The sequence below is a fragment of the Desulfofarcimen acetoxidans DSM 771 genome, assembly GCF_000024205.1.
Taxonomy (GTDB): Bacteria; Bacillota; Desulfotomaculia; order Desulfotomaculales; family Desulfofarciminaceae; genus Desulfofarcimen; species Desulfofarcimen acetoxidans.
Genome location: NC_013216.1, coordinates 3,447,590 through 3,472,783 on the forward strand (window position 1 = coordinate 3,447,590; position 25,194 = coordinate 3,472,783).

The 25,194-nt window shown below is 41.7% G+C and carries 25 protein-coding genes; 2 read left to right on the plus strand and 23 right to left on the minus strand.

What is annotated here, in order from left to right; genetic code table 11:
* Positions 1-41: 41 nt before the first annotated feature.
* From DTOX_RS15745 to DTOX_RS15790, 10 genes are all read right to left on the minus strand, one after another.
* A complete protein-coding gene (locus DTOX_RS15745; RefSeq protein WP_015758676.1) occupies positions 42-1,361 on the minus strand; it encodes a type IV pilus secretin PilQ in 1,320 nt (439 codons plus the stop codon).
* The gene (locus tag DTOX_RS15750; protein WP_015758677.1) at positions 1,351-1,941 is read right to left on the minus strand and encodes a hypothetical protein; all 591 of its coding nucleotides are present in this window, start codon (positions 1,939-1,941) and stop codon (positions 1,351-1,353) included. Before DTOX_RS15750 ends, DTOX_RS15745 begins: the two co-directional genes overlap by 11 nt.
* A gap of 29 nt (positions 1,942-1,970) precedes the next feature.
* Positions 1,971-2,504: a type IV pilus inner membrane component PilO gene (locus DTOX_RS15755; RefSeq protein ID WP_015758678.1), complete on the minus strand. Its 534-nt coding sequence runs from the start codon at positions 2,502-2,504 to the stop codon at positions 1,971-1,973.
* Positions 2,494-3,216, minus strand: a complete 723-nt coding sequence (locus tag DTOX_RS15760) for a PilN domain-containing protein (protein WP_015758679.1) — start codon at positions 3,214-3,216, stop codon at positions 2,494-2,496. The genes DTOX_RS15755 and DTOX_RS15760 overlap by 11 nt, the downstream gene beginning before the upstream one ends.
* Position 3,217: 1 nt before the next feature.
* Positions 3,218-4,270, minus strand: coding sequence for a type IV pilus biogenesis protein PilM (pilM, locus tag DTOX_RS15765; protein ID WP_015758680.1), 1,053 nt, complete (start codon positions 4,268-4,270; stop codon positions 3,218-3,220).
* A gap of 19 nt (positions 4,271-4,289) precedes the next feature.
* A complete protein-coding gene (locus DTOX_RS15770) occupies positions 4,290-5,009 on the minus strand; it encodes a sigma-70 family RNA polymerase sigma factor (RefSeq protein ID WP_015758681.1) in 720 nt (239 codons plus the stop codon).
* A gap of 5 nt (positions 5,010-5,014) precedes the next feature.
* Complete coding sequence (locus DTOX_RS15775) at positions 5,015-6,313, minus strand: type II secretion system F family protein (protein WP_340139997.1); 1,299 nt, start codon at positions 6,311-6,313, stop codon at positions 5,015-5,017.
* Positions 6,267-7,349 carry a type IV pilus twitching motility protein PilT gene (locus tag DTOX_RS15780; RefSeq protein WP_015758683.1) on the minus strand — a complete coding sequence of 361 codons (1,083 nt, stop codon included), beginning with the start codon at positions 7,347-7,349 and terminating at the stop codon, positions 6,267-6,269. The genes DTOX_RS15775 and DTOX_RS15780 overlap by 47 nt, the downstream gene beginning before the upstream one ends.
* Positions 7,349-9,034 carry a GspE/PulE family protein gene (locus DTOX_RS15785; protein WP_015758684.1) on the minus strand — a complete coding sequence of 562 codons (1,686 nt, stop codon included), beginning with the start codon at positions 9,032-9,034 and terminating at the stop codon, positions 7,349-7,351. The genes DTOX_RS15780 and DTOX_RS15785 overlap by 1 nt, the downstream gene beginning before the upstream one ends.
* Before the next feature lie 312 nt (positions 9,035-9,346).
* Positions 9,347-9,685, minus strand: a complete 339-nt coding sequence (locus DTOX_RS15790; protein WP_015758685.1) for a phage holin family protein — start codon at positions 9,683-9,685, stop codon at positions 9,347-9,349.
* A gap of 127 nt (positions 9,686-9,812) precedes the next feature.
* Between DTOX_RS15790 and rpsT the strand changes: the two genes are divergently transcribed.
* Positions 9,813-10,079, plus strand: coding sequence for a 30S ribosomal protein S20 (rpsT, locus tag DTOX_RS15795; protein WP_015758686.1), 267 nt, complete (start codon positions 9,813-9,815; stop codon positions 10,077-10,079).
* Positions 10,080-10,725: 646 nt separating this feature from the next.
* Here rpsT and DTOX_RS15800 read toward each other — a convergent pair.
* Both DTOX_RS15800 and DTOX_RS15805 read right to left on the minus strand, forming a co-directional pair.
* Positions 10,726-12,234 (minus strand): Fic family protein, encoded by a 1,509-nt coding sequence (locus DTOX_RS15800; protein ID WP_015758687.1) that lies wholly within the window; start codon positions 12,232-12,234, stop codon positions 10,726-10,728.
* Positions 12,235-12,277: 43 nt separating this feature from the next.
* Positions 12,278-12,490: a helix-turn-helix domain-containing protein gene (locus DTOX_RS15805; protein WP_015758688.1), complete on the minus strand. Its 213-nt coding sequence runs from the start codon at positions 12,488-12,490 to the stop codon at positions 12,278-12,280.
* Positions 12,491-12,634: 144 nt separating this feature from the next.
* Between DTOX_RS15805 and DTOX_RS15810 the strand changes: the two genes are divergently transcribed.
* Complete coding sequence (locus DTOX_RS15810; protein ID WP_015758689.1) at positions 12,635-13,069, plus strand: HIRAN domain-containing protein; 435 nt, start codon at positions 12,635-12,637, stop codon at positions 13,067-13,069.
* Between the two features lie 627 nt (positions 13,070-13,696).
* Here the strand turns inward: DTOX_RS15810 and DTOX_RS21645 are convergent.
* The 11 genes from DTOX_RS21645 to DTOX_RS15865 form a co-directional block, all read right to left on the minus strand.
* Positions 13,697-15,283 (minus strand): methyl-accepting chemotaxis protein, encoded by a 1,587-nt coding sequence (locus DTOX_RS21645; RefSeq protein WP_015758690.1) that lies wholly within the window; start codon positions 15,281-15,283, stop codon positions 13,697-13,699.
* A 30-nt stretch (positions 15,284-15,313) separates the two neighbouring features.
* Positions 15,314-16,450, minus strand: coding sequence for a DNA polymerase III subunit delta (holA, locus tag DTOX_RS15825; protein WP_015758691.1), 1,137 nt, complete (start codon positions 16,448-16,450; stop codon positions 15,314-15,316).
* Positions 16,450-16,776 carry an MTH1187 family thiamine-binding protein gene (locus DTOX_RS15830; protein WP_015758692.1) on the minus strand — a complete coding sequence of 109 codons (327 nt, stop codon included), beginning with the start codon at positions 16,774-16,776 and terminating at the stop codon, positions 16,450-16,452. Before DTOX_RS15830 ends, holA begins: the two co-directional genes overlap by 1 nt.
* A gap of 322 nt (positions 16,777-17,098) precedes the next feature.
* On the minus strand, positions 17,099-17,734 hold the full coding sequence (locus DTOX_RS15835; RefSeq protein ID WP_015758693.1) for an S-layer homology domain-containing protein: 636 nt from the start codon (positions 17,732-17,734) through the stop codon (positions 17,099-17,101).
* Between the two features lie 113 nt (positions 17,735-17,847).
* The gene (locus DTOX_RS15840) at positions 17,848-18,513 is read right to left on the minus strand and encodes a CpsD/CapB family tyrosine-protein kinase (RefSeq protein WP_015758694.1); all 666 of its coding nucleotides are present in this window, start codon (positions 18,511-18,513) and stop codon (positions 17,848-17,850) included.
* 92 nt (positions 18,514-18,605) lie between these two features.
* The gene (locus DTOX_RS15845; protein ID WP_015758695.1) at positions 18,606-19,277 is read right to left on the minus strand and encodes a YveK family protein; all 672 of its coding nucleotides are present in this window, start codon (positions 19,275-19,277) and stop codon (positions 18,606-18,608) included.
* A gap of 290 nt (positions 19,278-19,567) precedes the next feature.
* Entirely contained in the window at positions 19,568-21,352 is a 1,785-nt protein-coding gene (locus DTOX_RS15850; protein ID WP_015758696.1) for an ABC transporter ATP-binding protein, read from the minus strand.
* Between the two features lie 4 nt (positions 21,353-21,356).
* Complete coding sequence (locus DTOX_RS15855; RefSeq protein WP_042315982.1) at positions 21,357-22,544, minus strand: nucleotidyltransferase domain-containing protein; 1,188 nt, start codon at positions 22,542-22,544, stop codon at positions 21,357-21,359.
* A 4-nt stretch (positions 22,545-22,548) separates the two neighbouring features.
* Positions 22,549-24,513: an asparagine synthase-related protein gene (locus DTOX_RS15860; RefSeq protein ID WP_015758698.1), complete on the minus strand. Its 1,965-nt coding sequence runs from the start codon at positions 24,511-24,513 to the stop codon at positions 22,549-22,551.
* 82 nt (positions 24,514-24,595) lie between these two features.
* A complete protein-coding gene (locus tag DTOX_RS23145; RefSeq protein ID WP_015758699.1) occupies positions 24,596-24,748 on the minus strand; it encodes a hypothetical protein in 153 nt (50 codons plus the stop codon).
* Between the two features lie 22 nt (positions 24,749-24,770).
* Positions 24,771-25,172: a lasso peptide biosynthesis B2 protein gene (locus DTOX_RS15865; RefSeq protein WP_242652448.1), complete on the minus strand. Its 402-nt coding sequence runs from the start codon at positions 25,170-25,172 to the stop codon at positions 24,771-24,773.
* Positions 25,173-25,194 lie beyond the last annotated feature (22 nt).

Below are 25,194 nucleotides of genomic sequence, written 5' to 3' on the forward strand. Positions count from 1 at the left end.
CCATCCTGAACTTCATATTTCAATCAAATATTTTTCACTACTTATTCAGTACCGCTACTCTCACTCTCCTCATTCTTCTTAATCTCATCCAGCATATCTCTTATTTGCTTTATTTTATTAGGCGCTTCCTCCACCCAGAGCACATATTCCGGATTATCAGTAGTACCTATATTCTTCGAAACATGCATTTTATACTGAGAAATACCTGTCAATTCACTCAACAAGGATTTTTTGGCATTCAATACAGTATTCCCATGCTCTCCCTTATAAGTTAACACCGGCACCTTCACCGACTTCTTCGGCTGGTCAAGCTGCACCAAAGCATCCCGCACCTGTTTGACAAGAGCGGGGGGACAAATAACTGTAATCTGCTGGTTAAATCTATCATAATTATTTGGCGCTACAACCTTAATCTCACCGGCAAAGTCAAACTGCTGCAACCACTGTGCCGCATCACCGACAACAACATTGCTTAGCTGGTGAACATATACATTTTGGCTCTCCGCACCTTTGAAGTCAAAGTCCTTAATTAAATTCTCCACAAGATCCCAGCGTTTGAAAAGATTTTGGTCAAAAACCACCAGAATGTTTTGCAGCTTCACATAGCGCTTAATTTTCATATCGTCAGGAAGACCGGCGTTAAGTATTTCCAAGGCTCTGCCGGAGGAGATATTCTCAGTTTTTATCTCCCGGTAATTAAGGGCCTCGGGCTTTTCCGTATTCTCCGCGTTTTCCTCTATATCCACAGCGTAGACAAGTTCCCGCACCTTTTGCAGGGACTTGGCTGTTCCCTGCACCCAAATGGCATGGGGGTTTGTGTCGACGGTCAGTACCTTTACATCAGGAATACTTAGTTGTTCGATTAAGCCCTTCAGTTTTGCCGCTGCGATATAATAAGTTTCGAACCTGGTCAGGATAGTTTGCTCAAACACATCCTTGGGCAGCATGTCCTGTGTACCGACAATGACAATATTTCCTTCCTTCACATAGCTAAGTCCCTTGCTCCTGATAATGAGATCCAGTGCCTTGCCGCAGGGAATGTTCTTTGCCTGAAAGGTCACCGGCTGGGCTTTGGAATCCATCATTACAATATTTATATCCATTTTGATGGCCAGCGCGGACAGGACATCCCTTAAGTCGGCACTTTTTACATCAATCGATATTTGCGGCCCGATTGATCCCATTAAAGCTTCATCTGTTCCGTCGTCGGCTGATTGGTTGGCTTCCGCGGCCAGAGCAACCGGAAGCCAGAAAGCGGAATACAAATCAGAAGTTATAAAACCGGCAATCAAGAACACAATTACAACCAGCACGGTTATAACCGGCTTTACAGGATCGGCATAAATAAATTTACTTAACATTGCTGCCACCCTCTTCAGCTGAATTTGTGTTCTGCTTATCACTCGTACCGGAGCCGGCCTGGCTTGCATTCTCACCTGTTGTTTTCTGTGCGGAGCTTTCTTGAGGCACCATAACTCTGCTGCCAAATTTTAGGCGAATTGTCTTACCCCCGCCTGACAGGGTTACCGTACTTTTATTTATCTCCCGCACCTGCCATACATCCGCCACACTCATACCTTTAGATACAATGTAGACAGCTCCCCCTGACTGAATAATGGCCAGGTCACCGCCCTCTCCGCCGGAAATGATACCCTGCAGTGTCATACCGCCGCTAAAAGGATCTTCACCCTGGGACTGTTCTTTTATTGTTCTTTTAGATGCCGGCAGGTAGTTGTACATTTTATCCAGAGAAACATCTTTAGGGTTAATACCGGTAACTGGCGTGTTCTGAGACGGCTCACCGTAAAACTTAACTTTTACGAAAATCAGGGCAAAGATAAGGACAACAACAATCCCCACACCGGTCAGCAGCTTCTTCTTATTTTCTGTCACATACTTGAGCAAAATTTCTTTATCTATTTCTTTTTTCAAAAACTTCACAGTATGCATCATCCCTTTTAGTGAGGTTTCTAACGTGGGGAATAAAAAGCACTGGCTGTAAGATCAGCCTTTAACCCGAGTAACTCTTGCCCGTCTTTAGTCAGCTTGATTTCGTCTATGCGCATAACCCGGGGACCGTTTTCCAGGCGGTCTACCAGGTTAAGCAATTCCTGATATCTGCCGGTAAAAGTTAACTTCAAAGGCATTTCCACATAACCGCTCTTGTTGACCCTGTTGTCAAAATTAATCTGGTTAAAATCAGCACCGGCTTCATCAGCCGCTCTCTCCAAGTCAGCGAGCAGGACATTTTCCTCAGGCTGAGCCGGCACCAGCCTGTCAAAGCGGTTGAGCAGTTCCCGCAGCCCTTCATACTGCTGCTTGGCTGCCAGTCGATCCTGCAGAACAGACTGAACATGGGCCAGAGATGACTGTTCGGCAGAAACATCCTGCCAGGCGGATCGCAGCACCCCGATTTGCAAATATAATAAAAAGACTAAAAAAACAAAAACAACAATCCCAACGATCAGCACGGGAAGTTCTGGCAGCCGATCCTTAATTTCCATTAACTCCGCCTGCCTTTCCGGTTTGGGAACCGGCTGGATTTAACGCAGCCTTGATTTCAAAACGCACCATTTTCTGCCCTTCCTGATCTTCTTCAGAGGAAAACTGGCAGCGGACATCACTAAGATAAGACAGTTTATTCATCCCCTCCAGCCATTCTCCCACAGTAGAGTGATCGGGAGACAGGCCTTGCAGGTCAAGCCCGCCCACGGCAGTTGAAGCATTTGGGGCAACAGGTGCGGAAGAATTAGGTGTTGTTGCGGTGACAGAGGTCACCGGTTTTTGACCCTGAACAGATTGTCCCAACTGGGCAACCGGATTGTTGCCTGCAGCCACTGAAGTGTTATTATTGATGACTGAAAAACCCGTTAGCCGGATGCCGGCAGGCATACAATTGTTTATCTCCGTCATGATTTTTGTCCAATCCGCGTTCGTTCCCAGAGCAGTTCCTATAAGCTTATCCGCCTGAGCCACCTTGTCCTGCAAAACCGCGTAGCTTTCATTGGCATTAACCTGCGCTTCCAGTGCCATGCGGTTTTTTTTCAGCGCTGCGGCCTCAGATTCAATCTGCCAGGTAAAGATAAACAGTACCGCGTAAACCAGCAAGAACACTCCCAGCACAATGCCCCCGATAAAAACCTGTTCCCGCCGCTTTTGCTTTTTCCGCTGCTGGCCCAACAGCTCAGGAGGCAACAAATTAATTCTGATATCCATACTACGATGCCTGAAGTCCGCGCAAGGCCAAACCGATACTTACGGAAAAATCCAAACCGTCGGGGCCCAGATTCTTATTTCTAAACGCGGCTATCTTTATATTTTCCAGAGGTTTAATTGTCTCCACCGGTAAATCCAGTTCTTCTTGCAAAAACTCCGCCAGGCCGTCCATGCGCGCCCCTCTCCCGCTCAAGGCTATATGATCAATTACGGCGGAGGTGTTCTGAACCAGATAATAATTAATCAGTGAGCGAATCTCATTGGCCAGAACAAATACCCACTCACTGAAAACACCCGGCATACCGGCGGGATAGCTCCGGGCTTCTTCTTCTGCGGCGGCGGCCGCCTGCTGAATATTTTCCAGAACTGAGCCCAGAGGCAAATCCAGCTCTCTGGCAAAAAACTGCAATGAATGCGGCAGTGACCTGGCTAACATGGGCACACCGCCCGAAACCAGAAACAGGGTAGTTAACCCATTGGCAATATCTATGACCAGCACGGTGCCGGCAAGCCGGGTTCGGGGAACAGTTCTTGCCAGGGCCAGGGGAGACGCGTCAATGACTAACGGCCGCAACCCGGCAGCCGTTAGTACATGCAGGCTTTTTTCCAATATTTCACGCTGCACGGCTACCAGCAGCACATCCAGGGCAGGCCCGTTCTCTCCTTCTAACTCGCCCACCACCGCAAAATCCAATACCAGTTCGGAAACAGGTACGGGAAAATAGTCATCCGACTGGTAGCGTACCACTTGAGCCAGCTTCTTTTGCTCAAGTTTGGGAAATACAGCCCTTCTAAACAACACACCCTGGTTAAATATGCCTAAAGTTACTTCCCGGCTGCCCACCTGTGATTTATTCCATAGCTCCTCCAGAGCACCGGCGACAGCGGGCACATCCTCAACAATACCCTCTGCAACGGCATTGTCAGGTATCTCAATCTGCCCGGCCCCCACCAGAGTAAACGGCGGTGCGGAACCTTTTAATTTGACAAAACGTATAACCCCCGTATCAAATTCCAGTCCTACAGCATCCGTTGATTTCAAAAAAAATCCCATGCCTAAAGTCAACTCCCGCTTAAGATAAAATCCTGGACAAAAGATTTAAACTCTTGCGTAAAATTCTCGACACGCTGCGCTGGCTGATGCCTAACTGGCTAGCCGCCTCGGTCTGGGTCATGTCTTTGTAAAATAAAAGATGAATGACTCTTTGCTGCAGTTCTGTCAGTTTATACAATGCCTGCTCCAGAACAATACGATCCTCAATAGGCAGACAAAAGCTTTCATATTTGAGACTTTGAATTTTATGCAACTCGATTTCGTCCAGGGAAACAAAACCGGCCCGCATGGCCTGAACCACACCCTCCTCACAAACATTGACAAACTCTGCAATTTGACTGAGGGAGGGAATTTGCCCGTTTTCCTTCATGTAATCATCAACAAAACGGTTAATACGAGCCTGCAGTTCGGCCACAGCAGCGGGACAAGCGTAAGAAGCTTCTTTGCGGATATGATGCCTTATTTCACCCATGATGCAGTGGGCGGCATAGGTGCTGAAAAGAACCCCCCGGCTAGAATCAAAACGGCCAAGAGCCTTCAGCAAGCCCTCATAACCTGACTGCATAAGATCTTCTGTCTGGCGGCCGGAAGCATAGAGCTTGGCAAAATGGCGCACCAGCCTGCTGCCGGACATCATCACCTGCCGCAAGCGCTCTTCATCTTTTACAACCAGGTATTCTTGAAAAGCTTGATTTAAATCAACTGCACCGCCCGGCTGCCCCGGTACGAAATCACCCACAGGTTTTACCTCCCAATAGAAGATGAAACAGCAGAAAAAATTGGCAGGTAAAGAGCTATTACAATGGCACCGATAATCCCGCCAACTACAATTAGAACAACCGGTTCCAGCATAGATGTGAGGCCTTTGGTTATAGTAGAGACTTCTTCCTCATAAAAATCAGCTACCCTGGTCAATAGATTAGTCAATTCCCCCGTTTCCTCTCCCACAGCTATCATATTGGTCAGCATGGGTGGGAAAAAACCGCTTTTGCCTATAGGGATAGCCATGCTCTGACCCTGCTGTATCCCCTCTTCCACCTCTTTGACAATTTCCACCACCCTTTTGCTGCCGGAAGCCGGCCCGGCTGCCTCCAGGGCCTGCATCACCGAGACACCCCCGGACATCAAAGTAGATAAAGTGCGGGAAAACCGTGCCACAGTAACTTTTTTAAACAAATCCCCGAAAACAGGCAGACGATACTTAAAACGGTCAAAGAAATCCTTACCCGCTTCACTCCTGACGTAGGCGCGTATACCGATAAAAAGAACTATTATTCCCAGCATATACAACAGGCTGTAACTGCGCAGGGAGTGACTGAAACCAAAAATAATCCTGGTAGGCAAGGGAGGTGCTACTCCCTGCGGGATAAAACCCTCAAATATAGGTACGATAAAAAACATCATGCACAAAATAACCAAACCGGCAAACATTATAATTATGATCGGATAAAAAGTGGCTGACTTTATATTGTCACGCAAAATTTTTTCTCTTTCCAGCTGCATTGACAACCTGTTCAGCATCTCTTCCATCATACCGCCGACTTCACCGGCCTTAATCATATCCACATACATTTTAGAAAATATATCCTGATGCGCGCTCATGGCGGCGGAAAAACTCATGCCGCCCTCCACGGCGTGAGCCATTTCCCCGGCTGCCCGCGCCAGCACGGGATTCTCCGACTGCTCGCTCAGTGTGTACAAACCCCGGGTCAGCGGAATACCGGCCGTGAGCATGGCTGACAGCTGCCTGCTGAAAAAACTTAACTGGCCGATTTTAACCTTGCCTCTCTTTTGCAGAGCATTTCTCAAAAAAGATTCCTTTATCTCTTTAACCTCAAGCACGACATAACCCATTTTTTTCAGGCGGGATACCACTGCAAAATCGTGCTCACCCTCCATTTTGCCGGTCAGCTCGCTACCCGTCTTATCCAGAGCCTGGTATGCGTATAAAGGCATTTTGATTCTCTCCCTTGCAGGGTTATCTACAAATACACGCTCAATACTGGCCCCGCCGCAGCACACGCTCCAGCTCAACCCGGTCAACACAGTGCTCCAGGGCCATATCCCGCGTAATTTTTCCGCTTAAGAAAAGTTCAGCCAGAGCCTGATCCATGGTCTGCATGCCTGTGTTGCGTGAAGTCTGCATAACCGTATAAAGCTGGTGCTCTTTGCCCTCTCTGATCAGGTTTCTCACAGCCGGCGTGCTCAGCAATAACTCTACCGCAACCACCCTTCCCTTGCCGTCGGCCCGGTGGATTAACTGCTGGGCCAAAACAGCCTGCAGAGAATCGGCCAGCTGCTGACGAATCTGATTGCGGGCGCTGTCGGGAAAAACATCAATAATACGGTGCAGGGCCAAAGGGGCCGTCTGCGTATGCAGGGTGGAATATACCAGGTGCCCTGTCTCGGCGGCGGTAAGGGCAATGGATATACTCTCCATATCTCTCATCTCTCCCACCAGTATCACATCCGGATCATGCCGCAGTACATGCCTCAGAGCACTGGCAAAGGAAAAAGTGTCTGTCCCCACTTCTCTCTGCTTGATAATAGATTTTTTGTGGCTGTGCAAAAATTCTATGGGATTTTCGATAGTAACAATATTTAAGGACTGCTCTTCGTTAATCAGTTTAATAATGGAAGCCAGGGTTGTTGACTTGCCGCTTCCCGTAGGCCCGGTAACCAGCACCAGTCCTCTGGGCAGCTGGGATAAACCCCTGACTGCCGGAGGCAGGTTCAGGTCCTTCATATCAGGAATATTTATGGCTACCGCCCGGAAATTAACCGCCAGGGAACCTCTCTGCCACATAATATTTCCCCGAAAACGGCTGACACCCGGCACCGAATAAGAGAAATCCAATTCCCATTCTTTTTCCAGCTGTTCCCTTTGACCGGGCAGCAAAACCGGATAAACCAGATCCTCTATATCCCTTGGCATCAGCTTGGGATAATCCATACGCAAAAGCTCACCGTAGACCCGCACCACCGGAGGCATACCGGCTGTCAGGTGCAGGTCTGAACCGTCCATTTGCACCATTTTTTTTAATATCTCATTCACATCAACCGCTTTTTGCTCATCCATTATATAACCACCCTCATTACTTCTTCCAGGGAAGTTATTCCCTGCTTCACCTTTTGCAAACCGTCCCGGCGCAGTGAAGTCATTCCTTCGGACAGAGCCACCTCTCTTATTTCCCTGGTCGATCTTTTTTCCAGGGTCAGCTGCTGGATTTTTTCCGTTGCAAAAAGCACTTCAAAAATACCCACACGCCCCCGGTAACCGGTATTGCTGCAGCGTATACAGCCTCGCGGCCTGTAAAGAGAGATCTCTTCTTCCTGCTCTGACAAAGGAAAATCTTCTATATTCATTAATTCCTTGCGGGATAATTTATAAGATTCCTTGCAATGGGAACACAAAACCCTTGCCAGCCGCTGTGCCAGTACACAGGTCAGCGAGGATACTATTAAGAAAGGCTCTATTCCCATTTCAATCAATCTGCTGATTGCACCGGGAGCATCGTTTGTATGCAGTGTGGAGAGAACAAGGTGACCTGTCAAGGCCGATTCGGTAGCTATACGGGCCGTTTGCTTATCCCGGATTTCACCCACCATGATAATGTCCGGGTCGTTGCGTAAAATGGAGCGTAGTCCCGTCTCAAAAGTAAGTCCGACTTTGGTGTTAATCGGTATTTGACTTACCCCTTCAATACGATACTCCACAGGATCCTCTACTGTAATGACATTTTTTGCTGTCGTATCTATAGTAGCTAAACTGGCATACAGGGAAGTGGTTTTGCCGCTGCCGGTGGGTCCTGTTACCAGAATCAAGCCATAGGGATATTTAACCGTGGCCAAATATTTTTCCAGCACGCTCTCTCTTATACCAAGCTGTTCCAGAGTTATCATCGTCCCCGAGCGCTCCAGAAGACGCAGTGTCAAACGTTCCCCATAAGCGGTAGGCAGGGTGGCCACCCGTAAATCCACTGACCGTCCTTCAATTTTCAGAGATATCCGCCCATCCTGAGGAACACGCCGGTCGGCAATATCCATATTAGCCATCACTTTAATCCGTGAAGTCAATGTGGCATGCATCTTACGGGGCACCTGCATGATGTCGTGCAGCACACCGTCTATGCGAAAACGCACCCGGGAGTTTTTCTCGTAAGGCTCTATATGTATATCACTTGCTCTGGCACTCAGAGCCTGGGATAAGATCATATTGGCAAGCTGAATAGCAGGCCTATCCGCATCATCCACTGATTCATTTGCCAGATCGTTGTAGGCATCAACATCATCATCTTCTTGCTCAACATCCAGGCTTTCCCGGCTGTACTTCTCTATGGTTGCCTCCAGTTCAGTGTCGGAAGTCATTACAGGTTTAATATCATAGCCGGTTAACATGCGCAGGTCATCAATACTCATAATGTCATTGGGGTGGTTCATAGCCACCACCAGTTTATCGTCAGCAAAGGACACAGGCAAAGCTTTGTAACGGTTAATATTATCTATTGACAAAACAGTTACCGCCGCCGGATCTATCTGGTATGTTTCCAAAGAAATATATGGTATACCGCTGCGCTCGGCTATTACCCTGGCAATATCATCCTCCGTGCAGTAACCCAATCGCACCAAAGTTTTGCCAATCAGACCTTTCTTACCCTTCATTTCGCTTTGGTTTTTTAACGCGTCTTCCAGTTGTTCCTGAGTAATAATTCCTTTCTGAACCAGAATCGTACCCAGGAAATTATGCATGTGTTTTGACTTCAATTACGGCACCTCGGTATTATTACTGTTAAGAAACACAAATTCATTTTATCATATTAAAAGGATCATAGAAAGAGAGTAATTTCATTTATAAAAGAGCTTTTAGGATATAAAATATGAAATTATTATGATATATCATATTCCATATTTTATAAATCGATAATTTTATTGGGAAAATTATTTTATTTTTAAATATAGATATACTTTTAAACGAGAATAAATTTATAAAGAAGATTATTCTGTAAAAATAATAGGTAGAGCAGGAAGCAGCACATACAAAACCCTGTCAATATTGACAGGGTTTTTAGCTTTTGGCTATCGCAGCATTGTAGGAACAAAGGCATCTATTAAACCTATTATAAACGCTGAAATTATTGCACCCAGTAGAGTTACGCTTAAAAGTGACGGAATAATGAATTGGGCTAAATAAATTATTACAACCGCGGTAACAAAACCAACCAATCCCCTGCTCTGGGGAGAAACTTTATCACCCAATAAAGTTTCAGCTACATAACCTAACACTGCTATTACAGCAGCAGCAATCAAAGCGCCGACGATACCTCCTTTGACTACAAAACCGGGAGAGAGCCAGCTAACTATCATTAATACAAGTGCAGAAACAACAAATCTTATAATGACTCCAGCCCACTGCATATAATCACCTCCTAACTTTTTAATGTGCGTTAATATCTTTGACCAAAATTATAAATGATATACAAACAGGATGCTTGCAATTTCCTTTTTTACGTGGTAAAATATTGCCTATTGGGAGGTGAAGAATATGCCAAACATCAAATCGGCAGCAAAAAGAGTAAAGACTATTCGTGCGCGTACTTTACGCAATAACATCGTAAAATCTCAGATTAAGACTGCTATCAGAAGATTTGAAGATGCCCTGGCCAAATCCACTCCGGAAGAGGTTCAGACTGTTTTAAGGAGAGCGCTTGTTTTGCTCGATAAAGCAGCCAGCAAGGGTGTTCTACATAAAAATAAGGCCGCTCGCAAGAAATCACGTCTGACCAAGCAGTTTAATCGCATGGCCGGTTAATCCGGCAAGAAGGTCGCGCTTTAAGCGACTTTCTTGCAGCCAAAGGCATCGTGCTCATTGGAAACTATGAAGTACCGACTCTAACTTATCCACAGATCCGTAATAAGCATAATTTCCTAGAGTAAATTTAACAACCACCCAGAGGGTGGTTTTATATTTTGCAAATACACTTTTGCCAGCGAAATGGTGGCAGATTGGTGGCAAACTCATACAAAGAGGGTCGAGTCAAGCAGGGGAGTCTCACTCCCACCTGCTCACGGAACCGGACGTGAGAGTCTCCCCTCATCCGGCTCTTGTTATCATACCGTAGGCCTGATGCCCATTTCCCAGTGAACAAATAAATTAGGTCTTGTCTTAGCACAAGTACCCAGCCAGTCAAGTGCCCTTGCTGGCTTGCGTTTTAAACTCTTGCGCGTTCTCATTGCCCACCTGACTAGTGTGAGATTTAAACTCGAAAGTTCATTTTTCATCATGCTGGGACAAAAGTTGCCAAAATAATTCGTGGTCAATGTTGTCAAACAGTTTTCGAATATCGAACTCTATAACCCAATCGTAATCCCAGCATCTTTTCCTTGTCATCCGGGCAAGATGCGGCAATGTCTTACCTTATCCCACCTTTGAATGAATACTTTCCATCAAGTAAAACTTAATAAACCTCATTAGCTACACGAGCTAATGTTATTGTAATAGTATCCTCTAGAAATAATTTTATGTTTGCTTCTAAATCTGCAATCTCAATTTCAGCCGAAATAGTTAACGGTTTAATCTCAAGTGGTAGAGCAGTAATAATTTTATTGTTACTGCTTTTTCTTACAGATCCCTTATTTCCCTTCTTACTTGGTTTCGATTCAATAAATTCTAAGATTGCTCCAATAGCTATGGTAGAATCATCATAACCATAATGATGAATAGTAATAACTAATTGATAACTTCTACTTTCAGAAAGAATAAATAATATTTTAAACCATCCTCTTGGGAAGGATCTATTAAAATAATAGTCATGTTGTTTAGCATATTCAATAATTTGATGCGTAAAATAGTAATCTTTATAATCCCCTGGATAACTTTTTTGCAAGGATATATTTATTAATTTATTCACTTGTCTTTGAAGATCTAACGAAATGCTATTGAGTACATTTTCAGTATAAACAAAAATATTATTACGGTTTTTATCAATTAATGATTGCCTATTTTCTCTAGATTGAAGTTTCCAATCTAATATTTTTTGAGAAAAATGTTTAACTATTTCATTATAAGATGAATTTTCATAACTGGTTTTCCAGTTTAAGGAAAACTGTATATTTCTGATTTGAATATCGCAGAATAAATCAACTAATGGCTGGTACTCACCTGTATCTGCTAATTCGAGACTTTCGATATATATCTTTTTTTCTTTGCGATTTACTATTAAAGGAAATAAATTATGCTTAATTAATATTAAACTAGCCAAGAGTCGAGCCATTCTTCCGTTCCCATCTTGAAATGGATGTATTTGTACAAAAGAATGATGGAACCAAGCAGCTAGGATAACTGGATGTGTATTGTTTTTATTTTCCATTTCATTATAAATACTTAAAAGTTTGTCAATCTCGGACTCTACCTGAATAGGAGGACAATACAAATAGACTGAACCGTCACTTCTCCTTGGATTATTATCATGTTTTTTAAATACACCCTTTAATAATTTTACTGAAATGATATTACCTAAGGTGTCAATTGCCTCAATATAATCTTGGTGTGTTGTTATTAATTGATGTAATTCTAATATGAAGCTTTTAGTGATCATTCTATTGTTTTTTACTACATCAAATACAAAATCTATTGCTTCAAAATTATCATGTAAATAATCCATTAACTTTCTTTGTGGTATATTTGTATCTCCATGTTGAAGATATATTTCTTTAAATCCTTCCTTGATGAAAGTCTCAGTTATACCTTCTTTTAAATCATACAACCTTTCAATTATTCCAGTTTCTATAGCGTGTTGTCTTTTAAGGCGGTTAAGAAATTTTTGATATTCTTGAGTATCTTTTTTTAATTGTTCTCGTTTACCTTCCCATGATGGCAAAATATTTAATAGTTTAGAGATAGAGCATTTAAGCCATTTTTCATTAAAGTTAATTGGTCTCCAAACTGTTACTATGCTTTCCTCCATTTTATTGCCCCCTAAATATCGGTTAAAAAGTGTATATTGGTTATTAGTTCCCTTCATCCTGCACATATTCAAACAAATCTCCCGGTTGGCAGTTAAAATAACTGCACATTCTATGTAACACCTCTAATGATACATATTCCCCTTTACTCATCTTTGCCATTGTTGATGGTGATAAACCCAAATTACTACGTAATTCTTCCCTTGTCATTCCTTTATCAATAAGCAATTTCCAGAGCGGGTTAAATGAAAAAGCCACGATAGTATCCCCCCTATTCCTATATAGTATAAAATAATTTCTACAACAAGTCAAAGAAATATTACAACAATCTATTGACGCCATATATGTGATATTGCATAATATCTACAATATCTTGAATATAATGTCTATGAGGGCGATAACATGAAAACAACTGTAATGACCATAGCAAACCGCTTACACTACACCCAGGGCATGAGCCGCAGCCAAGCATTAAAAACAGACTGGCAAATGGTTAAACAGGGCAAATTCTACACAAAGGTAAGAGGCGTAACCTTCGGCAACCGGCAAAAGGCACTGGCCCGGTTAAGAAACTACAGTCCGGATGAAATCACAATAAACCTGGTGGGGGATTTAAACAACGAGGCAGATCTTAATGCAGTAGCAATTGTTGTTGAAGTGATAGGTAAAGGCAGTTATCAGTTGGGTTATCTGAAAAAGGAGCATGCTCAGGTTATAGCTCCGCTGCCGGACAAGGGCGTGAAGGTTACTGCCAGACTGGAAAGCATCACTGGCGGGACCGGAAAGAACCGGTTTAGAAATTTTGGAGCAAATATAAGTTTTGCACTGGTAGCGTAATTAAAGAGGGTTAACCAAATGCTCCCCAGTTCCCGGTTAACCCTCCCCATACCCCAGTCTTTTAAAAGACTATTGCAATTATAAGTCATGAAAGTTGGTTATGTAAATGCCTGTTCCTAAAGTTTGGGAAAAACCCCCTATAACCCAGGCAGGACAGGCCATATCAATCTTACGCTAACTATACCAAACTCGCGTATACACTCCAGAGGGTGGTTTTATATTTTGCAAATGCAATTTTGCCGGCGAAAAGCGGTTTGAAAAACTCAGTAATATCAAGACTTAAACGGTTCGCCAATAAAAGTATTAATATAAGCACTCTCTACGATAATAGAAATACCGGCAAACTCATGCAAAAAGGCACTGACTACAAGTCATATAACCCGGATTCCCGGTAACACATAACAAGTCCTTCAACGACTTAATATTTGCTAAAAGCCTTATAAATGAACCGGTTAAACGATTCCTCGTTATGTAGTTACTTGAAAATTAAGAATGTCCCCCTCTTTTTACTGGGGGACACCATACCTATTAGACCTTTATTTACACTGCCTTGGGATTATAAAAATTGGTTGCAAGCTTAACTTTCTGCTTAAAAAATATAAAATGCATACTGTTGCATTTTATATTCTACAATTTGTATACAGCCGTCATCTCTCTTAATCTTTCAGCCATTTCAGTTAAGTGCTGCGCCGAGGCGGATACCTGCTCAATATTAGCATTTGTTTCCTGGCTGGCTGAAGCCAGATTCTGTGTCATATCCGAATTATTCTCCGCAGCCTGGGATATTTCTCCTACCATTACCGTGACACGTTCAATTTCTCCAATTATTTTGGACAATATGCTACTGGTTTCAGCTGACACTTTTACCCCGTCCTCCACCACACCCGTGACCTGATCCATGGAATCAACGGCCAGCCTGGTTTGACCTTTTATTTCTTTGACTATACTGGCTATATCCTTTGTGGCGCCTGCCGATTGTTCCGCCAGCTTGCGCACTTCCTCAGCCACCACGGCAAAACCTCTGCCTGCTTCACCGGCCCTGGCTGCTTCAATGGCAGCATTTAAGGCCAGCAGGTTGGTCTGGTCGGCAATATTGGTTATCACCTCTAATATCTGCCCTATCTCATGAGAACGCTTATCCAAGTCGCTGATAACTGTTGTGCTTTCCACAACCTTGCCGTTTATCAGATTCATTTTCTGCAGCGTATTTTCCACCGCCTGGCTGCCCTGTTTGGCCATTTCCGACATTCCTAAAGCCAGTTGGTTAACCTGACTGGTGTTGACACTCTGACTGTCTGTTGTCATAGCTAACTGATTAATGGTAGCAACGACTTCCTGAACGGCAGAAGTCACCTGCTCCGAGCTGGCAGACAACTGCTCGCTTTGAGCAGCCAGGGTGGTGGAAGAATCCTTTATCTCTGTGATCATCCTTCTTCTATTCACAAGCATATGATTAAAGGTTCTTCTTAAGCTGCCTATTTCATCCTGAACACCTTCCACAAGATATCTTTCTCTTAAATCATGCTCTTCACCCATTTTATACATTTCCTCAATAACTTCTTTTATCGGCTTAGTGATGGAAATAATCAGGAGATATCCGATAATTACAGACAAAACAGAAGCTATAACCAGTAAAACCAGTATGAGATTTCTGGCCTGCCTGCTGTCAGCCAGAGTATCATCCACCACCTTATTAATATCTCCGTCTTTACCGGCGGTATATTCCGCCAGCAGTCTCTGTATCTCCTGGTAATCATTTATTACAGTATTGCCGGCCTGTACTGCCCCTTCTATATTACCGGCTCTGACCAGGGGTATAATCTGCTCTGTACATATTGCTGTATACCTGTCCTGGTGTGACATTATAGCGGATAAGATATCTTTATTTTTTTGCTGACGGCTGAGCTCATAAACCTCTTTCTCCAGAACAGAAGATTGTTTGCTAATGTCCTGAAACTGGCTGGCAAATTTCTCATCCCGGTAAAGCATGTAAGCCCTTATATTCATGACTTGCTCATTTAGCATAGTAGCAAGCTTCATGGAATTATAGTACCTGGGCAGTTCATTTTTTTGCAAACCAATTGCATCATTGGAAATCTTATTAAATTCTGCTATAGATATAATAGCGAAGGAGCATAATATTAATAAAGCCAATCCAAAAGACAGGTAAATCTTTGTGGTGATCTTTATATTTGCCAGTATTTTGTTTAACACAAATAACCATCTCCTTCATCCGATTATTTTTTAAAGCGGCAACTTCTCACTGCACACTTTGATTAACATCATTTCTATAGCCGGGCAGAACTCTGCCTGCCCGCTTTTCGTGGCTGCGTCAATTTCTGACAGGTCATACATGGCCTTGTATAACTCTTCAATACTGAAGTTCTTGGCCTGTCTAGCAATTTTTCCCGCAACATAGGGATGGAGTTTCATTTTAGCCTGTATTTCTGACTGGGAGTCACCCTCCTCCTGCAAAGCTTTATACTGAAATAACAGGCGAAACTGTCTGTAAATCATAACCAGTATTTTTTGCGGCGGTTCACGATAAAGAAGCAGATCTCTGATTCCCCGCAGAGCATCCGAACAGCGCTTTTCACCGATAGCATCGGCAACGGCAAAAATACTTAAATCTATCTGGGAAATCACTACTTGCTCTATGTCTTCCTTGGTTATGATCGCCCTGTCGTCAGTGTAGTTGAACAGCTTTTTAACCTCAGCAGAGATACGATAAAGATCATTTTTAACACCGGTCAGAAATAGCTCCAGAGCTTCCGGTTGAAATGTTTTACCTGCTTTCTTAGCCTGCTGCAGCAGCCATTTGCGCAAGTCCTGCTTTTTCAGCAGAACAAAGTCAATAACTTCTCCTGTCTTATTGATAGCCTGCACCAGTTTTTTACGTTTATCCACACTGCCGGAAAAGGTAAACAGCAAACAGGTGTCGGAAGACGGTTTTTCTATGTATTGCAATAAAGCTTTATACCTTGACGCATCGTCTGCAGTCGATTTTGATTTAGCCCGCTTTCCCTTACCGTCAACAGAAATATTCTCCTTCTCCCCGGCGGCTTGCTCCTCTTCACCTGCTGCTTCCTGCTCAGGCGCCTTATTTTTAGGCGCGTTAAAAGCAGGAAAGTCCTTAACCACCACCAGGCGCTTTTCAGCCATAAAGGGCAAATTTTGCGCCAGGCTGACTATATCTTCGGGAGTTGTTTCTTCACCGTTTATCAGGTCAAAATTGAAATCACCGGTCTCCTCATTTAACACAATTTTTTTAAAATTTTTTATTGCCTCGTTAAGCAGATAAACTTCTTGCCCGTACAAAAGATATACCGGCTTTATTTCCCCATTCTTCAAGCCATGCAAAAGCTTTTTAAAATACTCCATTATTTGCTGCTGTCGATCAAGTCAAGTTTGTTTTTCACTGAAGCCATTTTTCCCTGCATGGTCAGGGCTTGATCACGCCTGTCATCAATACGGATACTGGTTACCACTCGCTCCACACCTGAATTAAACGGCTCTTCATGCATACGGCGCACTACGGACAAAACCGCGTCCAGTTCTCCTTCGATAATAGTGCCCATAGGGGTCAGCTGATAAACTACCTCCTTTTCCCCACACAGCACTTCCAGACACCTGGCTACATAAGCGCTTACACCGGGAGAACCGGTTCCCAGAGGTACAATACTAACTTCTACAACAGCCAATTTCATTCACCCCTAACAAATTTTCTTTTATTATATATACAGCAGGATAAATAGGCAATAACAGAAACAGGACAAGTTAACGTTGAGATACTAAACTCTAAAAAGCAAAATATATGTATTGATTTATACCCTAATATTAATATTTTGGGATAAGCCTCTAAGAAAATCTATCCTTATGATAAGAGGTTTCAGGCAGGGGCCTTTACAGGCGGAGACCATACGCATACTATAATTGTCATAACAAAATGGCTTGCAAATTCTCATACTTCCCAGAACTACCCCATCGGCATAAAAAAACACCACACATGGTGGAGAAATTAATGGGTATCTAAGGTACCCGAATATATACTATTCTGTCTGATGCGTCTTCTTTACTGACAGAAGTGGCAACTGGTATCTTAGTATATAATTTCGAAAACCTGAAGGTAGAAATAATTACACAAGCCTCGGCTCTCGTTACGACAGCATCAGTGCTATTCTTAAATATCTCTTTAGGAATCTTTTCCTTAGGGATTATTTTATAAATATCGCTTTGATTTAACAGTTCCATAGGACGTATAGTATTATCTGGATAAGCATATAAAAAATTATAGTCTATCGCTTTTTGAAGCCCGATCCTTGCCCATACGGGAATATCGTCATAATCATTGAATTTATTTAATGGAACCTGATTTTCTTTTTTTTCAATGTTATTAATGATCTTACTAAGCATAACCGCAAAAACCGCTCGAGTAACTGGTTCATCAGGCTTGAAACTACCGTCCGGATATCCATTAACAACACCCATTACCATTGCTTCCTCAATATATTTCTCAGCCCAGTGTCCATAGTAATCATAGTTATGTTCGTTAGTTTTTGTCTTATTCTTGCCAATAGCAACCATAGAGCCGTGCGTTGCAATTACAATACCAATTATTATACCAATACAAGCTATAGAAAAATATAGTTGAAGCATTTTTTTCATTATCAACACTCCTCAGACATTAACCGATATATCAAAGCAGCAACACTTTCCCACACTGTACACTAGCCACAATCAGCTATTTTATTATAATCCTTTGACATATTGCAGTTCTCTTAGCCATAATTATAGTAACGGTAATCTTCCCCCGGATCATCAGTCATGTTCAAAACAGTTGCAATAATTCGGGCATTTACATTAAGAAGTAATTCCTTAGACTTTTGAACCATCGCAATTTTAGACTTACTCTGAGCCACTACCAAAAGGACCCCATCCATATTAGATGCCATTAAAGCAGCATCAGTTAATGGAGCCACCGGTGGTGTATCAATCAATACTATATCGAACATTTCAGCCAAATCAGAAATAAATTCCTTTGTTCTATTAGAACTTATCAGTTCAACCGGATTAGGAGGAACAGATCCAGTGGTGATTAGCTTTAATCCATCTATTCCCACATTTTTCAATCCAAGATCCAATGGGAGTCTCCCTAAAATGATATCTACTAATCCCTTGTTATTGGATTGACCAAATACCGTATGCAGACCGGGCTTTCGAAAATCACAATCTAATAATACAGCTTTTTCTCCAGCTTGAGCAAAGGCTACGCCAAGATTAGCTACAGTAAGAGTTTTTCCTTCACCGCACCCGGCACTTGTTATTAATAGAGTCTTAAGAGGCTTATTTAACACAGAAAAATGAATATTTGTACGCAATATTCGGTAAGCTTCAGCTATTGGTGATTTAGGATTATTGATTGTTATCAGTTTATTGCTAAACATGAAATAACTCCTTTCATTCAACAATATTATTCGCATAAAGCAGCTAATACTTAAGGATAGATAGATTTAGATAAAACTCTTCTTTTGCTAAATTATTTGATTTTCGGTATATTACCATAAACCGGCAAACCAAAGTATCTTTCTATGTCTTCATTTGATTTGACGGTTTGATCTATAAACTCACGCAATAAGAGAATACCAATCGCAATCATCAAGCTTAATAAACCTGCAATTAATATATTAAGTTTTTCATTTGGCTTAATGGGCGAATTTGATGGTATTGCTATATCTATTACTTTTGCACCATTAGTATTAAGTTCCATGATATCAACAATTATTTCCACAAAAACCCTACTAGTAATATTAGCCAAATGAGCGGCTGTATTGGGATTTGGATCTACAACAGTTATATTTATTAACTGGCTCTCCTTAACAGGCTGAACACTAACTTTGCCAATAAATTGATCCGGGGTTATATCTAGTTTTTCAACTTGGAGTACTTTTTCAGCCACAGTTCTGCTAACAGCAATCTTACTATATGTCTTTGCCAATTCAGTAGACAGCATAATGTCTTGATAATCGAGTCCACCCATAATCCTTTGACTTTTGTTGTTAACCAATATTGTCGCTGTCGCACTATATACCGGCGTTAAGAAATAATAACTTATAATACCGCTGGTAAGCACCGCGATAAAGGGCAGTATTAACAATAATAGTTTCCCCTTTTTCAATATCCTAATAATATCCTTTATTTCTAGTTCCACACAAAAACCTCCTGTTAGCTTGCCGTTTATGACTGTACAAACTTAATTTTTCAGATGCTATTTCATAAAATCAACTTCATATAATATTAGACCCCCCAATATCATTTTAGTAGTTGAATAATAACATATATAATTTTTAACATCATCCTGCATAGGAATGATACTATAGTATGAAATTCGCACCATATGATTAGTCTTTTAATCAAAATGTATGACGAATTTGCTGATAACTAAATAAATTAACCCACCTTCATGTGCATTAGGTGAGCTATCATACATTTTGATAACAATTAAATTTGATTTGTACACGCCAAAGAATAAAAACGGCTCTCCTTGTTTTCCATCAATAATCTATAATTTCCTTGTTCTATGACTCGCCCCTGCTCCAATACAAATATCCGGTCAACATTTTTAATAGTGGAAATACGATGAGCGATAACCACAATAGTCATCTTACCCTGTAAACCATCAATAGCTTCTTGAATACGTTTTTCATTTTCTAAATCCAGAGAACTGGTGGCTTCATCTAAGATTAAAACTGTCGGCTTTCGTAATAGAGCTCTCGCCAAAACAATACGCTGCCGCTCACCACCAGACAGTCGAATACCTCTGTCTCCTACTAAAGTATCAAGGCCATCCTGCAAACCGTTGACAAAGAAATCGACAGAGGCTAACCGTAAAGCATTCCAAATTTCATTCTCGGAAGCATCCGGACAAAAACACAACATATTGTCCCTAATACTGGTATTAAATAAAAAAGCATCCTGGGGTACATATCCAATAGAATTTCTCCATTGGAGCAAATTCTCCAGCAATGGCTTACCGTCAATTAAAATATTTCCCTCTTTCGGTTTCAGTAATCCTATCAACAAATCCACCACAGTACTTTTACCTGCACCTGAAACACCAACGAAAGCAATAGTCCTACCAGCAGGAAGAAAAAGATTTAACTCATTTAAAGAGTAGTTTATAGAGGAGGAATCATAGTAAAAGGAAACATTACGAAATTGCACCCCGTGATACAAATCGATCTTCTTTGATGCCTCATTTTCTGGTAGCCTTTCCCCGGCGGCAAGACATTGATTTTCCAATTCCCTTGCGGCTCGAAAAGCAGGAAGTGTATTGTTGATATTCTGCAGTCCCATCTGAAAGGAAGAAAGTCTGGGCCAGAGGCGGGCAGAAATTACTGAAATCACAATAAACTCCTGTGGGTTGAGCTTAAATATCTCAATGGCACTGAACAGGAATAAACTAATAAATACCGCTGAACCAACTTTGTACAACATATCAGTCCGAGTCTGAATTTGACTAAATTCACTAAGGTTTTGCTTCATCATATCACGAATCTTGATAAAGTTATTTATTTGGACCAACTCAATACCATGGCTTTTAATTTCTTTTAAGCCGTTTAGGTTTTCTGTAAGGTCAAATAATAAATTTCTGTTTAAGTCAGATATATTTTGACCCATCTTTCGGGATTCTTTAACGAAGTTCTGAAAGAATATAAATAAAACTATAGCACCGGCCAGCACAAAACAAGTTAGAACTGGGGCTATCAAAACACAAATAACAACCTGTATTAAAGTGGTTAGAACCGTAGTTGTTATCTGTAAAAAATAGTTTAGCCCAACATAAACACGCATTAGTTCTGAAATTATTATATTGGTAATATCCGATTTTGTCCTGGATATTATAAGCTGCCAATCAGCATAAACCACAGCACGATACAGCCTGGCAGATAATAATACTCCAAATGATTGCTGGAGATCAAAATTAACTAAGGATTGATAACGCTTCAGCCAGCTTTGCACCCAAATAACACTTAGATACAACAACAATACAACCGGAAGGCTTAATGTCACACACATGTTTTGACAAATACCTCTTATCACAGAAGTCATTCCACTGGTTGCTTCTATACCGGGAATGATGCCGGACACAACTAATAACGGTATAATCATTAATACTCCTATACCTTCCAGCATCCCCAGCGCAATCATTAGCAGCACATTTACAACAAACCTAATTCTCGATAAATTATATAAATCCTTGATATATAACAAAAGCATATCCATAGTGCTAATTCCTTGTTCTCAACTTTTGCAAACGACGACTTAAAAATGTAAAAGGGCGTATGATATAGTACAATACATACAGTTTATCAGGTAAAGCTATAAGCTTGATATCTCTTATATTAGGCCCAATTAACCGCATTAAAAATTTATACCTGCTTTTCCAACTATTATGAATTTGAAAATCGTAAAGAAGTTGCCTGTTGGTATAACTATTAGTTTTACTAATTTCATTATCAACTGCTATCAGACACAAGTTCATCGCATTACAGGCCATCTTCCATGCATATCGATCCTTAGCTACAGTTGTTAATAAAATGGGCGGCACAGGCAGATCCATAAGGAGGTTAGCCATTATTAACGACTGGTGAAATGTAGTCTGCATATTTGTTTTTCTCACCAAATCCATAATATTATTCCAATCAATCTTTTCTTGCTGCAAAAACTTTACAATATCATTAAGCCAACGTAAACGAAACCAGGCATGCTTAGCCCCATGCAGTATTAGATACAATAACCACTCCTCGTCTAAAAGCACTGGCAAAGGGTTACCAGCTATCCCAATTCTATTAACGTTGCCCTCAATCGGCAGAGATAGTACATATCCGCGATCAATAGGCTTTATGTGAAGCTCCAAATTAATCTCCTTACTGCTGTGCCAGTAACTAAAATGAAAAGAGTTGGGTGAAGCTTTTGAATATATCTCAAGCTGACGGGTTGTCAAATTCTTCGTATCTATTCTGTAGTAGCCTTCATTCTCTAATATTGCTTGAGCTTTTTCCAATAGATCTGGATGGACCAGTATATCGATATCCTTAGACGGTCTAAGATATATGTCACCATACAAACGCAAAGCCAGGGGCACGCCCTTTAATACAAGACAAGGTATGCCGTGATTTTCTAAACACTTTACAATTCTAACCGTTTCCCCGGTCATGCTCAGTGCCTTAATAGTATTCTCCCGGCATTTCTGCCTCAAAAGACAGAGAACATTTCCAGGTACAACCGGGTTATTTAATTGGCTGAGTGTTTTATAGACTATGGGGTATACACGATGGTGAACTGCCAGATGGGCAAAGAATTGCCAGTCAGTTGGTTTATTCAATAGCATTTCAGTTTTGGTTGTATCACTACTGATACTTGCAAGCATCAATGAAAGCTCATGGGGAATTTTCTTAAAAGGATTGTCTAACATAGTATCACCCCATCGTACTTTCTTCATATTTTAGAAACCGGCTAAAAATTAAACTTCGGAGAAGCATACGCAAGCTGGTGTTATCCGGTGACTCATCACTTAAGGTAGTAAATTTAGTTAGTTCTTCACGAATTTTTAAAATATCCAGATATATACGTTCAGATTCCCGGTCCCCAATTTTTTTTATCTCAGCGATCAGCTGAGGCCAACAAGGTTGCAGACGCTGAGTCAAGTCGGCGCTCTGTTTTCCTCTTACTGTTCTGTTCAGCCTAACTTTGTCGGGTAAAATTCCCTCCATCGCACGACGCAATAAAAACCGGCTTTTATCCCCCCGTGCAAACTGGTTATCCGGCACACTGAGACAGAACTCGATAACTCGCTTGTCCATAGTTGGATCACGCCAGGCTACTCCATATTTTAACGACAGTTTAGTGGAGATAACACCCATGTGACTAAAAACTTCCGGACTTAAAAATTTTCTGCGCAATTCGTATGAGTCCGATTTGTTTATATTTAACTTAACCTTCTCAATCCGTTCTAACCGCTCTTGTACAGCGGTACGGTAAGCAAAATCCCGGTTAATAGGTGATAATAAATATTGCCAATTAATAAATTGAGAGCGGTTTTTAAGCTGATCATATTTTTTTTGTATTTTATAAGGCATCAGTGCTTTATACAATCCTAACAAAGCCCTTAGCGGATTCCGCTGGCATCTGGCATAGGCCCAACTTTCACGGAATAAACAGCACCACTGCCCTGCCCGAAACAGGGATTGTAAATAGGGTTGAATGTAGCCCCAAGAAATAGTAACGTTACCGGCAGAACCATGTAAAACTACACCTATATTTCGTTCTTTTGCGGCAGCTAAGATACCGTCAATCCAAAATAAATTCTCTAAAATTTTATAGGGTTGTTCCAACATTGCAAATGCCTGTTTCGTATCACTTAATGAATGTTTATCATCAAAACGACAGTAATTTGCATCAATATTTTCGAAATGTTCTTTTATAGCTTCAATATAAGGTGTTTCGTCAGCCAGCCATGAAGCAGGCAGCCAGTCGCGGTAATCTTTTATTGGAACCGAAGTAAATGCCTGAATTCGATGTCCGGTTTCGTTAAGCTTCCGGGCAGCCATACAAGCCACCGAGGTAGAATCCAGCCCCCCGCTCATCATCACCCCTACAGGACGAGCACAGCGTAAACGACATTGAACCGCTTCTCCGAGAACTTGCCGGAAAGCCTCTTCATATTCACCATCTGACTTCAATTTTAGTTCAGGCTGCCGTTCAGCCTCCCAGTAAGTCCGCTTCATTACCCCGTCAGGCCATATCCTAAGCGTATGCCCGGCAGGCAAGAGAAAAACGTTCTTATATAAAGTCAGTTCTGGATCCAGTTGATGTTTTACTGATGGGTCAGCCAGAAAATCGGCAATCCAGATCTCATTACGCTCTCTTGTAACCTCAGGCAAAACAAACAGCGGCTTAAGTAGTGTGGAAAAAACAAATAGCTCCGCCGACTGATAATAATAAAATGCCCTTGTCCCGGTAGGGTCCACAACACAGAACAATTCCCGCCGGTTTTCGTCCCATATGGCAAAAGCAAAATCGCCTAAAAGGTATTTCGGACAATCCACCCCCCATTTCCGATAGGCCAGTAAAATTAACGTACTGTCCGGCATACCCTCCCGGTGGGAATAGTTGATACCTAACTTATCAAATAAGTCGGTTCGGTTATCAATGATAGCATCCGCAGTAATAGTTAAACCACTCAGTCCATCATGATATGGTAATATTTCCCGGTGCGACTCGAGAGTGATACACTGTATATGGCATCCCAAAAATACCTGTCCATCTTGCCAGGTACCTACAGCGTCTGCATGATTAATACCTAATTTACGCATCATTGCCGCTCCAGTTTCAGGTGAAATCCGTCTGTCATCATAATAGTAAATGCCGCATATAGCGCTCATAGCTTTTTACCGCCATTTTTAATTATAAATAACACAACTAATAATACAAATAATTAGCATTTTAGTTGGTATTTCCCTCAATTTATGAGACATGATCAGTATGTTCGGTGTCATACATACAATCACTACCGCCATTAACTTTATACACTATATGATCTTCCGTGTTTTTAACATTAATCTCGGTAACTTGAGGCTCAGACCATGGCTGTTTTTTACTTTGTATCAATTTTTCCATTATAAAACCCCCTTTGAGTCATCTAAATTTTTATATAATCAGCAAATTTACCTACTACAACAAACCGTTCCCTACCATATCCACCGGTTACTATCGTCTCACCACATCTTAACCAGGCATGAGCCACTAAACTATTTCCTTCATCCCTACGTACTCCGAGGTAAAGCGTATTAGCTATGCCTTGCTGTCGAAGTATTATTTTACCTACTACCGCCTGAACCAGACACTTGCTTTCCCAAGGAGTAAAGAAACTCACCGTTTCAACTAACCAACCAACTCTTCTGGCTGCTTCGAGCATAATAACATCTTCCTCAACTGGCGATTCTCCCATATGTTTCCCGAGAACAGGAGAAAACCATCTAAAAGGCAACAGCAAGATAAACAATCGCACAACACCTGTCAGTAAAAAAGCTTCTATAAACAAAAACTGTTCCTTATATGGCAAA

Excerpts from the sequence above, each read along its gene's own strand:
- DTOX_RS15745 (WP_015758676.1), bottom strand. The coding sequence starts at position 1,361 with ATGTTAAGTAAATTTATTTATGCCGATCCTGTAAAGCCGGTTATAACC.
- DTOX_RS15755 (WP_015758678.1), bottom strand. The coding sequence starts at position 2,504 with ATGGAAATTAAGGATCGGCTGCCAGAACTTCCCGTGCTGATCGTTGGG.
- DTOX_RS15760 (WP_015758679.1), bottom strand. The coding sequence starts at position 3,216 with ATGGATATCAGAATTAATTTGTTGCCTCCTGAGCTGTTGGGCCAGCAG.
- pilM (WP_015758680.1), bottom strand. The coding sequence starts at position 4,270 with ATGGGATTTTTTTTGAAATCAACGGATGCTGTAGGACTGGAATTTGAT.
- DTOX_RS15780 (WP_015758683.1), bottom strand. The coding sequence starts at position 7,349 with ATGGATGAGCAAAAAGCGGTTGATGTGAATGAGATATTAAAAAAAATG.
- DTOX_RS15790 (WP_015758685.1), bottom strand. The coding sequence starts at position 9,685 with ATGCAGTGGGCTGGAGTCATTATAAGATTTGTTGTTTCTGCACTTGTA.
- rpsT (WP_015758686.1), top strand. The coding sequence starts at position 9,813 with ATGCCAAACATCAAATCGGCAGCAAAAAGAGTAAAGACTATTCGTGCG.
- DTOX_RS15800 (WP_015758687.1), bottom strand. The coding sequence starts at position 12,234 with ATGGAGGAAAGCATAGTAACAGTTTGGAGACCAATTAACTTTAATGAA.
- DTOX_RS15810 (WP_015758689.1), top strand. The coding sequence starts at position 12,635 with ATGAAAACAACTGTAATGACCATAGCAAACCGCTTACACTACACCCAG.
- holA (WP_015758691.1), bottom strand. The coding sequence starts at position 16,450 with ATGGAGTATTTTAAAAAGCTTTTGCATGGCTTGAAGAATGGGGAAATA.
- DTOX_RS15830 (WP_015758692.1), bottom strand. The coding sequence starts at position 16,776 with ATGAAATTGGCTGTTGTAGAAGTTAGTATTGTACCTCTGGGAACCGGT.
- DTOX_RS15835 (WP_015758693.1), bottom strand. The coding sequence starts at position 17,734 with ATGAAAAAAATGCTTCAACTATATTTTTCTATAGCTTGTATTGGTATA.
- DTOX_RS15840 (WP_015758694.1), bottom strand. The coding sequence starts at position 18,513 with ATGTTTAGCAATAAACTGATAACAATCAATAATCCTAAATCACCAATA.
- DTOX_RS15850 (WP_015758696.1), bottom strand. The coding sequence starts at position 21,352 with ATGGATATGCTTTTGTTATATATCAAGGATTTATATAATTTATCGAGA.
- DTOX_RS15855 (WP_042315982.1), bottom strand. The coding sequence starts at position 22,544 with ATGTTAGACAATCCTTTTAAGAAAATTCCCCATGAGCTTTCATTGATG.
- DTOX_RS15860 (WP_015758698.1), bottom strand. The coding sequence starts at position 24,513 with ATGAGCGCTATATGCGGCATTTACTATTATGATGACAGACGGATTTCA.
- DTOX_RS23145 (WP_015758699.1), bottom strand. The coding sequence starts at position 24,748 with ATGGAAAAATTGATACAAAGTAAAAAACAGCCATGGTCTGAGCCTCAA.